This is a genomic window from Streptomyces sp. NBC_00554 (assembly GCF_041431135.1).
Classification (GTDB): domain Bacteria; phylum Actinomycetota; class Actinomycetes; order Streptomycetales; family Streptomycetaceae; genus Streptomyces.
Genome location: NZ_CP107799.1, coordinates 1459717 through 1474673, shown reverse-complemented (window position 1 = coordinate 1474673; position 14957 = coordinate 1459717). Strand labels below are relative to the sequence as shown.

Below are 14957 nucleotides of genomic sequence, written 5' to 3'. Positions count from 1 at the left end.
GGGGGTGAGGCGGTGGGTTTTTCGCCCCCTCCGCCCCTACCCTTCCCGTCCCTGGGGACTGCCGCCCCCAGACCCCCGCATCGCGCTGACGCGCTCGTCCTCAAACGCCGGACGGGCTGAAAGATCAGCGCCGCATCCCCACGAATATCTCCGTCCAGAATCGCTGCTGCCCCTCTGTCGCCCCCACCAGGTACGTCGCCCGTAGCTTCGGCGGCAGTAGGGCCACCAGTCGGGCGACCACCTTCCGGTGCTTCTTCAGCTGGGACAGTTCGGCGTTGGCGAGGATCTGGTGGACCACGTCGCTGTCGTCGGCGCCCTCGTCGGAGTGCTCGGCCGCTCGGCGCAGCCGGGCCTCCCAGGTGTCCGCCTCGCGGGCGAGCTCGCGCAGGCCGGTCACGGGGCGTCCGCGCAGCCGGTCGATGAGGGCTGTCAGCGGCACGGGGGCGTACTCGCCGTCGCCGAGGTAGACCGTTCCCATCTCCAGCGGCAGCCCGCGCCGGTGCAGCTTGATGAGCCGCTCCAGGGTCCGCTTGGTGATCCAGGCGCGGCCGTCGTCGTCGATGTCGTGCTTCCACCACTCGAGGACGGTCTCGGCATCCGAGCCGTACCGTGCGAGCAGCCACTCGTTGGCCGGGATGTCCTCGGGATCGACCGTCAGCGAGGCCGTGAAGCGGGTCGCCTGGGCGATGTTGTTCCGGGAGACCAGGAGCTTGCGGCCAAGGTGGTAGGGCGGATTCTGGACGGCTATCTGCGCGCGCAGGTTCTCGATCCGCCGCCCCGCGAGGGACCACTCCTGGGTGATCTCCATCAGTTTGGCGAACGCCGCCTTGTCCTTGGGCCGGTTGTACTCGTCCCAGACGATCGCCTTCGGCTCGGGACCGGTGAAGTTCGCCGCGAGCAGGTTGTCCAGGGTGCCGTCCGCCGACGGGATCGGGGCGCACAGGTCCTCGACGTTGGTCACCGGCAGCGAGAAGTACAGCGGCGGCCGGCCAAGGGCGTCGCGCACCGTCTCCCGTACGAGCTCCGTCTTGCCGCAGCCCGGCGGGCCCTGGAGCAGCACCGTCCAGCGATTGCGCAGTGCGGCTCGCACCACCTGGCGTACGGGATCGGGAAGAGCCGCCGGATTGGACACGCCCAGGTACTCGGCGATCCGGTCCAGGATCTCGGCCGTACGGTTCTGCCCCGGCTTGCCGTCCGGGCGGGGCTCGACGAGGCGCAGCCGGTCGCCGCCCACCAGGGGCAGGCCCCAGCGCAGCGGGAAACCCTCGCGGGCGTTCGCCAGGACGTGGTCCAGGGTGCGCGGCGACAGCAGCTCGCGGAGCGTGGGGGAGAGGGACGCCCACAGGGAGAAGACCGGATTCAGGTCCCACTCCCGGTATTTGGCGGCCAGATTGCTCCGCCACGAGGTGTCGTTCGCCGAGATCCGTATCGTGACCATGCGGTCAAGGAGCGCGAGGTCGCTGCGCCGCGCCGAGGTCTCGGCCAGCGACTCGTTGTCGGTGAGGAAGACGCCGACGCAGCCCAGGGCGCGCAGATCGTGCTCGCCGAGCGTCCAGTCGCAGGCGATCTGCATCAGCTGCGACTGGATCGTCTCGCCCGCCTGGAGCGAGTCGTCGATGAGCAGCACGAAGGGGGTGCCGGGCTTGAGCTGGCTCATCACGAGCTGGCGCAGCACGAGTTCGCCGGTCCGAGGGTCCCGTACCGGAGCGTTGACCAGCAGGTCGTCCGGTGTGAGGTTGGCTGCCGGCACGTAGACCAGCGTGGCGTCGGGGCGGCTGCGTGCCACGTGCGAGAAGAACGTCGCCGTCTTTCCGATGCCGTGCTCGCCGAAGATCTGACCCGTCTGCCCCATGCCGATCATCGCGTCGATGAACGACTCGAGCCGGGAGGGCGCGGGCGGGGTGCCGCCGCTGGGGCTGGGCCGTGAGTTGGGCCTGGGGTTGGTGGCGGTCGTCATCCGTCCTGATCCTGTGCTGAGTTGATGGGTTACCGCGATCCCGTGGTGACGCGATGACAGTCCATGGCCGGTGTATGGGTCTCGGGCCATTCATGACCGCCCTCGGTGATCAGCCAGATCCACTTGTCGGGCTCGGCCGGCGTGATCGGTGGGGCGTATCCGTCGGTGAGCATGACCACGGCGTCCGGACTCGCCTCGCAGAGGCGGCCGTTCACCTCGGCGCGCCCCTCCACGTAGTCCGCGACGGCCTGGAAGCTCGTGCCGCCTCCGCCGTATACGCGTTCGCCCGCCGCGAAGGGCATCACCACGGTGTCGAAGGACAGCCAGTGCGCCTCGACCCCGTCGATCCGTCCGACGAGTTCGGTGAGCCACTCGATCACCCGGTGCGGCATGGAGCCCGAGGTGTCGTACGCGATGACGAGCACCTTGTCGCGCACCGGGCCGCGGCGCGACAGCATCGGGTCCTGGCCGAGCGCCGCGAGCAGCGCGCCCCGCTTCTTCGGGTACACCAGCCGCTCGCCGTCACGCAGCTTCGAACCGAGCACGTCCACCAGCCAGCGCTGCCACCAGTCGACCGTCCGCGTCCGCGTGGTCTCGCCGCGCAGCATCCCGGCGCCCAGCTGCCCCCAGATCTTCGCGGCACGTGCCGAGGCGCCCTCGGTACGGCCCATCAGGTCAAGCAGCTCCTGCTCGGCGCCGGCATGCCCACGGCGGGCCGCGAGCAGAGAGTTGAGCAGCGCGGAGGAGGTCACCTCGTCGACGGTCTCCTGGTCGGCGGGCACGTCGGACGTCAGATGCGCGCACGACGGCCGCACGGGCACGGGCGGCTGTCGCATCCTCCTCAGCTCGCCGTACACCGTCAGATCGGTCTCGGTGAACTCGCCGTACGTGACCGGCTCCAGCCCCTGCCCGAGCAGATCCTCTCTGTACGCCTCGTGGACCTTGCGTGGATCGATGCCCGTCGGACGGCCGTCAAGGAGCGGCATTTCCTCCCGGCCGAGCCGCACCAGCGCCACATGGTTGATGGACACCTCGGTGGCTACCTCGAAGACGGGGTCCGCACGCAGCTCGGGGTCGGCGAACAGATGCCGCTGCACCAGGTGCCGGGCCTCGTGGAACAGCACGAACTTCACGCCGTCCAGGCCGAGTCGTACGAAGAAGTCCGGGTTGTAGAGCAGCAGACAGGAGCCGTCGCCCGAGGCCACCACCGCCGCCGTGTCCACCGCCGTGGTCGCCAGCTGGTGGTGGCACTTCGCGTACAGCCAGGAGGCCACCGCCGACTCCGTCAGCCCGAAGTCCAGCAGCGCGGCCTCCTTGAGCCGCCGCGCCTGCTCCATGACCTCGGCGTTGGCCGGGCGGTACCGCTCCAGCGCCCTGCGGTCCGCCAGATCGACCACGGGGCGATGCCGTCCCCGCACTCCGTACGCCATGACCCGCCCCCCGTGTCGTGTCTCCCCCATTGCCTCCTTGGTACCAGGTGCGACTGACATCGGGCCAAGGCATTACGCTCGGCCCCAAGGGCGGGGCCGTAGCGCAGAGGCAGGCGCACCGGTCTCCAAAACCAGAACACGCTGGTTCGAATCCAGCCGCCCCGCCCCCCATCTGCCGTACGGGAGAAGGATCCCAGAGCGTTCGGACAACGCCCTCAGGCAATCGCCCCCGCCGTGATCACCAGTTCCGGGATCGTCCGGTGGTAGGTCCCGATCAGCTGGGCGAGTACGGCCCAGGCCTCCTCGCGGTCGCCCAAGTGGTCGCGCACGAGCGGCCGTAGCGCGTCCTCGGCCTCCCCGACGCGGGACGGGAACATCGTCCGGCCAAGGGACAGCACTTGCAGCACCTGGGCGGCGGGGTTCCAGGACAGCGCGTACTGCGCGGCGCTGTCGATGACGCCGGCCTGCCGCACCCGGTGAGTGAACTTCGCGTGCGAGCCGAACTGGGTGCGCAGAGCGGGCGGGCAGTCGGGGCGTACGGCCAGGACCCAGCGCGCATAGCCGGGCAGCGGATGCTCCTGATCTGCTTCCGTGACCGCCTGCCAGTCGGCGGCTCCCAGGACCATGGATCCCGCGCTCCTGGCCGGAGCCATGGACGTGGACGCCCGCAGCGCGCCGATGAGCCCGTACTTGGTGAAGTGCTCGGGAACCGGCGGCTCTTGGCTGCGGCTCAGGGGATGCGTCAACGGTACGGGGGTCGTGCGGTCGGCGCCGTACGGGATTCCCCTCGCGATGGCGCGGCGCATCGCGTCGTCCGCGTTCATGTGCCGCCACACGATGGCGTTCAGCTCCGGATCGTCCTCCTCCAGAACCCACAGCAGCACGGAGGACGGCACGGGTGTCTGCGTCCACCGGGAGTACAGCTTGCGGCGCGCGTCCAAGGAGTCCTCGGACTGCTCGTCCTTCTCGGACTTCCTGCCCAGGAACGACTGCAGGCCTGTCCGCTGCTTGCTCTGGAGCGGTCGCAGTCCCATCCGCTGCCGTGCCCGCTCGGCTGCTTCGGCCTCGATCAGACCGAGCAGGAACTCGACCGCCCGTTCTGTCGTGCTGTTGTCATGCATGGCCGAATGATGCCGCAGGTGCACCCGGGCCCGCACCGGGAAATCGGTCCGCCGCACCGCCCCGAGCAGGCACAATCCCCGGCATGACCCGCACCCCGCAGCAGCGCGCCGAGAGTTTGCTGAACGCCCTCGATCCGCTTGCTCATCCGCAGCGTATGCGTGAACTCGCCCTGCGGGTACGGGAGATGGACCAGTTGCGGCCCGTGCTGGAAGAACTCGAAGCCCGCGGCCCCTACGAGCGCGGGATCGCCGTCGTCGCGGCGTCCGTCGGCCGGGACGCCGGGTGGATCGCTGACCGCATCGCCGACCCGGACGCGTTCGTACGCGGTCATGCGCTGCGCGTCGCCGACAGTCTCCAAGTGCCGGACTCCGCCTACGAGTCGGCGCTCGACGACGCCCCGGAGGTGGTCCGCAGAGAGCTGCTGCGCGCCATCGTCGCGGGGCCGCGCACCGCGCTCGCCGACCGGCTGGTGGACGCGCTGCGGCGGGAATGGGGCGATGCGGAGGCGGCGCGGCTGCTGCCCGGCTGCGCGCCGGAGACGGTCGCCAGGCTGCTGCCCGAACTCTTCCACGCCGTCACCGGTTGGAAGGCACTCGCCGAACGGCACCCCGGCGCCCTTCTCGACGTCGCTGAACGGGAGTTGAGCACGCTGCCCGAGGGGCTGCGCGAAACCTGGTGGGACCGGTACGCGCGGGGCGTGGCCGCCACGGTCGCAGTGGAGCCGCTCCGGGTGTTCGACCTGCTGGAACGTTTCGGGCCACCCGCAACCCTGCCGCACCAACTCCGTGACCGCTTCGGCGAGTTCGCGTCGGCCGAACCGGGCCGACTGCTGAGGCTGCTGCTCACCCCGGCCGGACTCGCCGCGCTGCGCGGCAGGGCCCTGAGCCCCGCCGTACTACGCCGACTGGCCCGCTCCGACGCCCCCGAACTCGCCGCGTACGGACAGATCCTGGCCGGGTGGGGCGAACTCGCGCCGCTCGTGAAAGCGCTGCCGCCGGCCGAGCGGCACGCCTTCTACCGGGACGCACACGAGGGCCGGGGAGCGGGACCCGCCACCCTCGACGGAGCCGGACCCGTCACCGTCGACGCGGTCATGCTCGAAGTGCTGCCGCGCAGTTGTGTCGCCGAGGAGGCCCGGCGGATGGCCGCCGTCGCCCGTGAACGCGGCGCACTGTGGGACACCCTGCTGCTCGCCGATTCCTTCCTGCCCGTCACCGAGGTGCGCGAGCGGCTCGTCGAGGCCACCCGGCGCCCGGCCGCCGAAGACCGCGCCAAGGCCTGGCCGTTGCTCATCGCCAATGCCGCGCGCTCCGGCGATCCCGCCGCGATCACCTCCGTACTGGAGGAGATGGCGCGGCTGCGCAACGAACAGGACCCGGTGCGCTCGGCCGCGCTCCACGCGCTCTGCGGAGTCCGGCCCACGCTGTTCACCGAGGACGCCGAGCCGCACCTCGACCGCATCACCACGGACGCCGTCGAGGCCCGCGACTCCTCGCCCGGCACCCGGCAGAACCTCAGCCGGCTGGCCCTCGTCGTCCTGCGTGAGCATGCGGCGGGCGGGCAACGGGACCTGGTGAACTGGGCGTTGCGCACACTGGTCCGAATATCCGGCAACACCGGAGGCGCCGACCTCGGCAGGCTCGACGCGACGCTGCGCCGTGGCCAGGAGCACCAGGTGTACGAGGCGCTGAGCCCCTGGATCGAGGCAGGCGCCGAGAGGGTCGACTACAGCCTCGCCTTCGCGCTCGCCCGCGCCGTGGGACGGCGCGCCGCGGGCATGCCCGAGTTGCAGCAACTCCTGTGGCAGGCCGTCCGGTACGGCAACGACGCCACCGTACGCGCGGCGGTCGCCCTGTGGTTGGAGCCTCCCGCGACCCGGGACGAGCGGGTGGCGCGGATCCTGGCGCTGGAACCCTCCTCCGCCGCGCTGTGGCCCGTCCGCGAGGTCGTCACCCGGCGCCGCACCGATCTCCTCGACCCGCTGCTGGCCGACGCCCCGCCATACGGGCGCTTCCTCACCAAGGGCGCGACCTGGAGCGCACCCGTCGGGCGGGACGTACGGCGCTGGGTGCCGCGTCAACAGGCGGCGGCGGTCCGGCAGTTGGCGTCAGAGGCGGAGGATGCCGGATCGCCGCTGTACCAGCGGACGTCCGCGATCGCACGGTGCGCGTTGATCCCAGGCCGCGGAGCCGATCTCGTACGCCGCTGGACGGGTTCCCCGGAGGTGGTGCTCGCCGAGGCCGCCCTCGGCGCGCTCGCCCGCACCGACCGGCCCGCCGAGGCACTGCCCGAACTGCTGGCGTACGCGGGTGGTGACCGTGCCCGTGTCGCCGTGTACGCGGCCACGCAGGCGTCCCGGTACGCGGCGCCGTCGCGGCTGGCCGAGCAGCTGCGCGCCCTGCTGCTGGCGCCGGACGCCAAGGTGACCAGCCGGAAGGAGGCCGCCCGGCTCGCCGCCGTACGGCTCCCGCTGCCGCGCGCGGCAGAGCTGGTGACACAGGCGTACGCGGCACCCGGCGCTCACCTCGACGTCCGTGCCGCCTGCGTCGCCGTCGCGGGCGTGCTGCTCTCCGAGGAACCGGTCTGGGACCTGCTGCGCGACGCCGCCGGCGCCGAGTCCGTACTCCGCACCGCCGTCCTGCGGACATCGCCCCTGGACCTGCCTGAACCCGCTCGCGAGCGCTACGCCCGCCTGATCCGCGACGTCTGCTCCACCGACGACCCGCAGACAGCCACCCTCGCCTTCGACGCGCTCGCGAGCTGGGCGCCCTGGTCCCCGGACGCCCCCACGGTCCTCGCCGACGCCACCACCGACCTGACGGAACGCACGAGCTGGCGTGCCGCGGCCAACGGCCTGGTGACAGCGGCGGCGGGCTCGCCACGGGGTGGCGTGGGCCTCCAGCAGGCGCTGCGGACCCTCGCCGAGGCGGAGGCGCGCTACGCGGTTGCCGGCGGGGGAGTGCGGCGGTCGGATACGGAGCCCGCAGGCGGTGACGCACAGCGTGACGTTCGTCCAGCCTCGGACCGTGCCGGGACCATCCCCTCAGCAGATGTGATCGACTCCGCCGATGCCGTGGAGCGCGATGCTCCGCCCACCCAAGAGCACGCCGGGACCGTCACCAGCACAGAAACACTCGGTTACGCCGGAGCCGGACTCGATGCCGAAGCCGGCGAGCGCCGTGACCGCCCCGCTCGCCAACGCGTCGAGTACCTCGTCGCCCGCCTCGCCGAGCACGCGAGGACTGCCTCGGGGCCCATCCGGCCCGCGGCCCTCGCCGCGGGCGAGCTGCTCGCCGGGTACGACGCCTTCGTGCCCCAGGCCGCCGCGATCACGGTGTTCCACTTGGACCTGAACGCGGAACCGGGCGGCCTGGACCGCCTGGCCGCGCTCACCGAAGGCCGCCCGGCGCTCGGGGCCCGGACGGCCGCGGAACTCGCGACGCGGCTGCGGGGACGGGGACAGGCGCACGAAGGTGATCCTCAAGTGCTGCTCGACACGGCCCGGCGGCTGACCGCGCACGGCGGTCACGGCGAGGGACTGCTCGCAGCGGCCCTCACCGGGGCGATCGGCACCCGCACGGGCTGGGCCGCGCCCTGGCGGGAGCAGCTGAGAGCACTGCGCCGCCACCCGGTGGCCGACGTGCGGGACGCGGCGTTGGACCAGGTGACGGCGTACGAGTGAGGGCTCCGGAGGGTGTCCGGAGGGTGGGGTGTCAGCCGGCGGCGCGGGCTGCCATGCGGGCCTTGCGGGCCGCGAGCTTCTCGTCGAACTTCGAGGCTTCCGAGTCCAGGCCGTTCATGTAGAGGCCGAGCTCCTCCTGGGCGCGCAGGCCCTCGGGGCCGAAGCCCTCCATCTCCAGGACCCGCAGGTGGCGCAGTACCGGCCGCAGCACGTCGTCGTGGTGGATGCGCATGTTGTAGACCTCGCCGATGGCCATCTGCGCGGCGGCACGCTCGAAGCCGGGCATGCCGTGTCCGGGCATCCGGAAGTTGACGACGACGTCACGCACGGCCTGCATGGTGAGGTCGGGGGCCAGCTCGAACGAGGCCTTCAGGAGGTTGCGGTAGAAGACCATGTGCAGGTTCTCGTCGGTCGCGATGCGCGCCAGCATGCGGTCGCAGACCGGGTCGCCCGACTGGTGACCGGTGTTGCGGTGCGAGACACGGGTCGCCAGCTCCTGGAAGGCGACGTATGCGACGGAGTGCAGCATCGAGTGGCGGTTGTCCGACTCGAAGCCCTCACTCATGTGCATCATGCGGAACGCTTCGAGCTGGTCGGGGTCCACGGCGCGCGAGGCGAGCAGGTAGTCGCGCATCACGATGCCGTGGCGGCCCTCCTCCGCGGTCCAGCGGTGCACCCAGGTGCCCCAGGCGCCGTCACGGCCGAAGAGGGAGGCGATCTCGTGGTGATAGCTCGGCAGGTTGTCCTCGGTGAGGAGGTTGACGACCAGCGCGATCCGGCCGATCTCGGTGACCTTGGACTGCTCCTTGCCCCAGGCCTCGCCGTCCTCGAAGAAGCCGGGGAAGTTACGGGCGTCGCTCCACGGCACGTACTCGTGCGGCATCCAGTCCTTGGTCACCTTGAGGTGGCGGTTGAGCTCCGTCTCGACCACTTCCTCCAGCGCATACAGCAGCCGAGCGTCGGTCCAGTCGGAGGACGGGCTGCCGAGGTGGGGAGAAGTGATCGTCACGGGGGCTCCAGGGGGACGGGAGGGTTGAGCGGTGCTGAGCGGTTTTGAAACCTACGGCATCGTAGGCTACGTATCCGTAGGTTACGAAACCGTAGGTTAAGCACTGTGTAAAGACCCCCTGATCAGCAGGGGTCTCCGTTGGAGATCGAGTACCCTTCGGCACTCGTTCGAACCGGCTTCGGACCCGCAGTTCACGGGGCCGAACGGGCGACTCGATCACCCGTTCAGACGTACAGATCCCGAAGCCGGACCGAGAGGCATGTCACACAGCCTTCGAGCTTTTCGAACTCGCTGATGTCCACGAGAACGGGTTCATGGCCGAGGTCCGCGAACAGCTCCGCGGTCTTCGGGGCGCTCGACGCCATCAGCAGCTTTCCGCCGCCGAGCAGTACCACGTGCGCACCGGACTCCTCCGGCACCGGCAGGAAGCGCGGGAACAGCGAAGGCGTGTCCACCTCGGGGATGTGGCCGATCACCGTCCCGTCCGGCAGCGCCGTCACCGCGGACTTCAGATGCAGCACCTTGCTCACGGGTACGGCGACGACCCGGGCCCCGAGCGGTTCGAGCGCCGCCCGCAGCTGCTGGACCCCGGCCGCGTTGGTGCGACCGCCCCGGCCCACGTACACGGTGTCGCCGACCTTCAGGATGTCACCGCCGTCCAGGGTGCCCGGGGGCCAGATCCAGTTCACCGAGCAGCCCAGACGGGCCACGGCCTCCTCGACCCCGGCGGTCTCGCCGCGCCGGGACTCGGCGCCGGGGCGGGCGATCAGCGCGACGTTGCGGAAGACGACCACGGTGTCCTCGACGAACACGGAGTCCGGGCAGTCGTCGGCCGGATCCACCTCGACGGTCTCCCAGCCGTGCGTACGCAGGGCCTCCGCGTACGCCTCCCACTGCTCGACCGCCAGGTCGACGTCCACCTTCTCGCGCTCGATGTGCGTCACCAGCCCCTCGGCGAGGCGGGGGCTGGGCCGGCGTATGAGCGCTTTCTGGCTGGGCACGTGCGGTCTCCGAATCGGCAGGGGGCGTCGGCGCACATCATGCAGCGCCGATCCGCGCCGACAACAGCCCCCAGGACCACATGAGGCGGTCCTGGCCGGCGAGGCCGGGCGGCCCCTGCCTCCGAAGCTATGCGGTTCCCCGTGCCCGCCGCTAGGAGGGATACCCGACAGCTTCCCGCCCGATTTCTTTCAGTTCTCCTCCTTCCATGAGCAGCCGGCGCGTGATTCCTACCGATTCGAGGAACGGCATGTCGTGACTGGCGATGATCAGCGCCCCCTCGTACGACTCCAGGGCCGTGGTGAGCTGCCGGACGCTCGCCATGTCGAGGTTGTTCGTCGGCTCGTCGAGCATCAGGAGCTGCGGCGCGGGCTCGGCCAGCATCAGCGCAGCGAGCGCCGCGCGGAAGCGCTCGCCGCCGGAGAGCGTGGCAGCGCACTGGTCGGCCTTCGCCCCCTTGAACAGGAAGCGGGCCAGCCGCGCCCGGATCCGGTTGTTGGTGGCGGCGGGCGCGAAGCGGGCCACGTTCTCGACGACGCTCAGCTCGTCGTCGAGGACATCGAGCCGTTGCGGCAGGAACCGCAGCGGCACATGGGCCCGCGCCTCTCCGGACACGGCGTCCAGCTCCCCGGCGATCGTGCGCAGCAGCGTCGTCTTGCCCGCGCCGTTGCGCCCGATCAACGCGATCCGCTCGGGCCCGCGCAGGTCGAAACCACCGGCCACACGCGCGCCGTACCTCAACTCCAGGTCCTGGAGGGTGAGGACGTCACGGCCCGGCGGCACGGCCGTGTACGGCAGCTCGACGCGGATCTCGTCCTCGTCCCGTACGGCGTCCACCGCCTCGTCGAGGCGCTCCTTGGCCTCGGCGAGCTTCTCCTCGTGCAGGCCGCGGTACTTGCCGGCGGACACCTGCGCCGTGCGTTTGCGCACCCGCATGACAGCCCTCGGCTCGCGCTTCTGGTCGAACATCTTCTGCCCGTACCGTTTGCGCCGGGCCAAAGTGACCTGGGCGTCGACCAGTTCACGCTTCTGCTTCTTCATGTCGGACTCGGCGACGCGCACCATGCGCTCGGCCGCCTCCTGCTCGACGGCGAGCGCCTCCTCGTACGCGGAGAAGTTGCCGCCGTACCAGGTGACCTCACCGGAGTGCAGATCGGCGATCTGGTCGACCAGGTCGAGGAGTTCGCGGTCGTGGCTGACCACGACCATGACCCCGGACCAGGCCTCGACGGCCGCGTACAGCCGTCGACGCGCGTACAGGTCGAGGTTGTTGGTCGGTTCGTCCAGCAGGAGTACGTCGGGACGGCGCAGCAGGAGCGCGGCCAGCCGCAGCAGTACCGACTCGCCGCCCGACACCTCACCGATGGTGCGGTCCAAGTCGATGTGGCCGAGCCCGAGTTCGCCGAGTGTCGCGAGCGCACGCTCCTCGACGTCCCAGTCGTCTCCCACGGCGTCGAAGTGCTCCTCGGACGCGTCGCCCGCCTCGATGGCGTGCAGCGCGGCTCGGGTGGCCGCGATGCCGAGCGCCTCGTCGACACGCAGGCCCGTGTCGAGCGTGACGTTCTGCGGCAGATAACCGACCTCGCCCGCCACGCGCACCGTGCCGTCCGCAGGGGTGAGTTCCCCGGCGATCAGCTTCAACAGGGTTGATTTCCCCGATCCGTTGACACCGACGAGTCCGGTCCTGCCGGGGCCGAAGGCGATCTGGAGGTCGTCGAAGACGGCGGTGCCGTCCGGCCAGGCGAAGGTGAGGGAGGTACAGGTGATGGAGGTGGGGAAGGTAGACAAAGTGGCCTCGCGGTTTGCCGGGTGTGGTCAGGGGCACGTGTGGGGGACACCGCGAGGTGGGACGGCCAAGGTACGAGGCAGATCAAGTCCGAGGACGGATCCGGTTCCGAGGACGGATCCGTTCCGAGGGCAGCGAAAAGGCCCTGTACCGGAAGGACGGCTCGTACGCCGAGGTCGCACGCTGCGCACACCGAGGCCGACAGGAGCCGGCTGTGTGACGCGGTGTCTCAGACCTCAGACGAGCAACGTCCTTCTCCAATCGACGGCAACAGGACCGCTACACACGGTAGGAGCGGGCCCTCACCGCTGTCAAAGGAATTAGCGTGGCCGTCAGACGACGCGAAGGAGACCCTGTGCCCGACGACTCGCTCTCGCTGCCCGCCCGGCTCTACCTGCTGTCCTGGGACACCGAGAAGCTCAAGGTCACCGGCGCGACCGACCTCCACCACCTGGTGCGCGCCGGCGCCCTCACCGAACTCGCGCAGCGCGGACTCCTCGCGGACGTGGAGGGCATCGCCACCCCCGTCGATCCCGACGCCTCCACGGGGGATCTCGTCCTGGACGGCCTCCTGGAACTCGTCGAGGAGTCCCGGCCACGGAAATGGAAGGCGTGGGTGACCCTTCGGGCGCGCGTCACCCTGGACGCCGTACGCGCGCAGCTGGTGGCCGAGGGATACCTGCGGGCGGAGAAGAAGCGGGTGCTCGGGCTGTTCCCGTCCGTGGAGTACGAGCTGGCGCGGGCGTCCGCCGTTGACGGACTGCGCGCGGAGGCACGGCAGGTGCTGGTGGGGCCGGTGCCCGTCGCCGACGTCTCCGACCGCGACGCGGCCCTGGTGGCCCTCGCCGCCGCGGCCGGACTCCGTACCCTCCTGCCGGGCAAGGACCGCAAACTCTACAAAGACCGCATCGAGGAACTGACCGACCGCAGCGGCGCGGCGGCTCCGGCCCTGAAGAAGGTCATCCAGGAGGTGCGCACAGCGGTGATGGTCGCGGTGACCGCGGGGGTGGCGACGGGGGCCGCCGGCGGTTGAGGACGCCGGGCGCGTCGTGGTGTCTCGTGCCGCGCGGGAGCTGCGGGGCACGGGAACCTACGACTCGCCGGCGGCAGGGCTCGACCGCACCGAGCTCGACGCGCTGATGAGTGGCAGTTGCTGAGGAAGGTCGGGGAGCCGCTCAGCAGGGGCCGCGCATGAGCTCCGCGAGGTCGTGGTCCAGGTCCACCTGGAGGTGTTCGAGCCCCATGGGCACGAGGTCCGTGGAGCGGCTCAGGAAGCTCCGTACGTCACCCGAGCGCACATGCACCACCGCGGTGCCCTCGGGGGCGTGGAACTCCAGAACGGTGCGGTCGTAGCCGTACGGGCGTACGCGTACGTCGCCGAAGCCCACCGCGCCCTCCAGTCCGGACACGAGAAGCTCGCGCCCGAACGTCCAGCAGACCTCCACGCCTTCCAGGGTGGCCGGGGCGGGGAAGGTCATACGGACGGCGAAGGGATCGCTTCGGTCGTAGTGGAGGGTTGCGGGAATGCTCGGCATCCTCGGCGCGGCGGCGACGAGACGTGCCTCTACGGGCTGCTCGATGACGATGGACAACGCCTTGCTCCCTTTGTGACAGCTGAACGAACTCCGGGCGGATGAGGCCGGTCAATTGAAGAGACGAAAGAACGAGTCGATCCGTGCACATGAAACCTGAGTGACCTGTGTCACCGCTTTCATTTGCTGTGGTGATCCAGTTCCCGTCCTGTGGTGTCCGGACATCCAAGAGGACACCCAGTAGAGGTCTCCGGGTTCCCGGAGGACGCCATCTGGACGTCACCGGGGGAGTGGGCTAGCTTCGCCCGCCATGAGGGGCTTGGGAAAGACGCGACGCACGAGACGTACGAGTCGGATGGCCACCGTGGGACTGTGCGCGACCGCACTCGCCGCCGTGCTGACGGCGGCGCCCGCGCAGGCGCAAACGGTGGCGGAGGCGGCGGCGAAGATGCCCCACTGGGAGCTGAAGGACAGCGGCGCGGACGTACGCTTCCGCGGGCTGTCGGCCGTCAGCCGGAACACCGCCTGGGTGGCCGGTTCCGGCGGCACCGTGCTGCGTACCGTCGACGGCGGCGCGAACTGGCGGAACGTCTCGCCGCCCGGCGCCCAGGACCTGCAGTTCCGCGACATCGAGGCCTTCGACGCGCGGCGCGCCGTGGTCCTGGCCATCGGTGAGGGCGAGGCCTCCCGGGTGTTCAGGACCGATGACGGCGGCGCGACCTGGACCGAGTCGTTCCGCAACACCGACGCCAGAGCCTTCTACGACTGCGTCACCTTCTTCGACAGCCGCCACGGTCTGGCGATGAGCGACCCGGTGGACGGCAAGTTCCGCATCCTTTCCACGAGCGACGGCGGCCGCTCCTGGAAGGTTCTGCCCGACGACGGCATGCCCGCGGCCCAGGCAGGCGAGGCGGGCTTCGCGGCCGGCGGGCAGTGCCTGGTGAGCTCGGGGCCTCGTGACGTGTGGCTTGCCACCGGCGGGGGTGCACGCGCGCGCGTGCTGCACTCCGCCGACCGGGGCCTGACCTGGACGGCCGCCGACACGACCATTCCGGCCGGCGACCCGGCGCGCGGCGTCTTCGCCCTCGCCTTCCGCGACCGCACCCACGGCCTCGCGGTCGGCGGCGACTACCGCGCCGACCAGGCCTCCCCGCAGGCGGCGGCGCTCACCCCCGACGGCGGCCGCACCTGGACGCCCGCGGCACAGCCGCCGCCCGCCTACCGCTCCGGCGTCACCTGGCTCCCGCACAGCCGCACGTCCGCGCTCGCCGTCGGCCCCACCGGCACCGACCTGACGACCGACGGCGGCCGCACCTGGCGCACGCTGGACACCGGCTCGTACGACACCGTGGACTGCGCCCCCGACCTCGGCTGCTGGGCATCCGGCGAACAGGGCCGGGTGGCACGCCTGGAGCGCTGACCTGATCCACGGCCGCTCGG

Annotated in this window: 10 protein-coding genes and 1 tRNA gene; 4 read left to right on the top strand and 7 right to left on the bottom strand. The window is 71.0% G+C overall.

Annotated features, from left to right (window positions below; all coding sequences use genetic code 11):
• Positions 1 to 124: 124 nt before the first annotated feature.
• Positions 125 to 1957, bottom strand: a complete 1833-nt coding sequence (locus OG266_RS06655; RefSeq protein ID WP_371543762.1) for an AAA family ATPase — start codon at positions 1955 to 1957, stop codon at positions 125 to 127.
• 29 nt (positions 1958 to 1986) lie between these two features.
• On the bottom strand, positions 1987 to 3387 hold the full coding sequence (locus OG266_RS06650) for a hypothetical protein (RefSeq protein ID WP_371552671.1): 1401 nt from the start codon (positions 3385 to 3387) through the stop codon (positions 1987 to 1989).
• An 88-nt stretch (positions 3388 to 3475) separates the two neighbouring features.
• On the opposite strand from OG266_RS06650, the gene OG266_RS06645 reads away from it, so the two are divergent.
• Positions 3476 to 3558: transfer RNA gene (locus OG266_RS06645), tRNA-Trp, on the top strand.
• Positions 3559 to 3602: 44 nt separating this feature from the next.
• On the opposite strand, the gene OG266_RS06640 is transcribed toward OG266_RS06645, so the two are convergent.
• Entirely contained in the window at positions 3603 to 4508 is a 906-nt protein-coding gene (locus OG266_RS06640; protein ID WP_371543761.1) for a hypothetical protein, read from the bottom strand.
• 83 nt (positions 4509 to 4591) lie between these two features.
• On the opposite strand from OG266_RS06640, the gene OG266_RS06635 reads away from it, so the two are divergent.
• A complete protein-coding gene (locus OG266_RS06635; RefSeq protein ID WP_371543760.1) occupies positions 4592 to 8191 on the top strand; it encodes a hypothetical protein in 3600 nt (1199 codons plus the stop codon).
• Positions 8192 to 8222: 31 nt separating this feature from the next.
• On the opposite strand, the gene OG266_RS06630 is transcribed toward OG266_RS06635, so the two are convergent.
• From OG266_RS06630 to OG266_RS06620, 3 genes are all read right to left on the bottom strand, one after another.
• Entirely contained in the window at positions 8223 to 9200 is a 978-nt protein-coding gene (locus OG266_RS06630; protein WP_266472956.1) for an acyl-ACP desaturase, read from the bottom strand.
• Between the two features lie 224 nt (positions 9201 to 9424).
• Positions 9425 to 10201, bottom strand: a complete 777-nt coding sequence (gene ddaH, locus OG266_RS06625) for a dimethylargininase (RefSeq protein WP_266472955.1) — start codon at positions 10199 to 10201, stop codon at positions 9425 to 9427.
• A 151-nt stretch (positions 10202 to 10352) separates the two neighbouring features.
• Positions 10353 to 11987 carry an ABC-F family ATP-binding cassette domain-containing protein gene (locus OG266_RS06620; protein ID WP_329544334.1) on the bottom strand — a complete coding sequence of 545 codons (1635 nt, stop codon included), beginning with the start codon at positions 11985 to 11987 and terminating at the stop codon, positions 10353 to 10355.
• Between the two features lie 353 nt (positions 11988 to 12340).
• Between OG266_RS06620 and OG266_RS06615 the strand changes: the two genes are divergently transcribed.
• A complete protein-coding gene (locus OG266_RS06615) occupies positions 12341 to 13018 on the top strand; it encodes a GPP34 family phosphoprotein (RefSeq protein ID WP_371543758.1) in 678 nt (225 codons plus the stop codon).
• A 142-nt stretch (positions 13019 to 13160) separates the two neighbouring features.
• On the opposite strand, the gene OG266_RS06610 is transcribed toward OG266_RS06615, so the two are convergent.
• On the bottom strand, positions 13161 to 13577 hold the full coding sequence (locus OG266_RS06610) for an SsgA family sporulation/cell division regulator (protein WP_371543756.1): 417 nt from the start codon (positions 13575 to 13577) through the stop codon (positions 13161 to 13163).
• 295 nt (positions 13578 to 13872) lie between these two features.
• Here OG266_RS06610 and OG266_RS06605 point away from each other — a divergent pair, with 295 nt between their 5' ends.
• Positions 13873 to 14937, top strand: a complete 1065-nt coding sequence (locus tag OG266_RS06605; protein ID WP_266472951.1) for an oxidoreductase — start codon at positions 13873 to 13875, stop codon at positions 14935 to 14937.
• The last annotated feature ends 20 nt before the right edge of the window (positions 14938 to 14957 follow it).

Bases quoted from the DNA above. Each gene is read 5' to 3' on its own strand.
- OG266_RS06650 (WP_371552671.1), bottom strand. From the start codon at position 3,387: ATGGCGTACGGAGTGCGGGGACGGCATCGCCCCGTGGTCGATCTGGCG.
- OG266_RS06605 (WP_266472951.1), top strand. From the start codon at position 13,873: ATGGCCACCGTGGGACTGTGCGCGACCGCACTCGCCGCCGTGCTGACG.
- OG266_RS06635 (WP_371543760.1), top strand. From the start codon at position 4,592: ATGACCCGCACCCCGCAGCAGCGCGCCGAGAGTTTGCTGAACGCCCTC.
- OG266_RS06655 (WP_371543762.1), bottom strand. From the start codon at position 1,957: ATGACGACCGCCACCAACCCCAGGCCCAACTCACGGCCCAGCCCCAGC.
- OG266_RS06640 (WP_371543761.1), bottom strand. From the start codon at position 4,508: ATGCATGACAACAGCACGACAGAACGGGCGGTCGAGTTCCTGCTCGGT.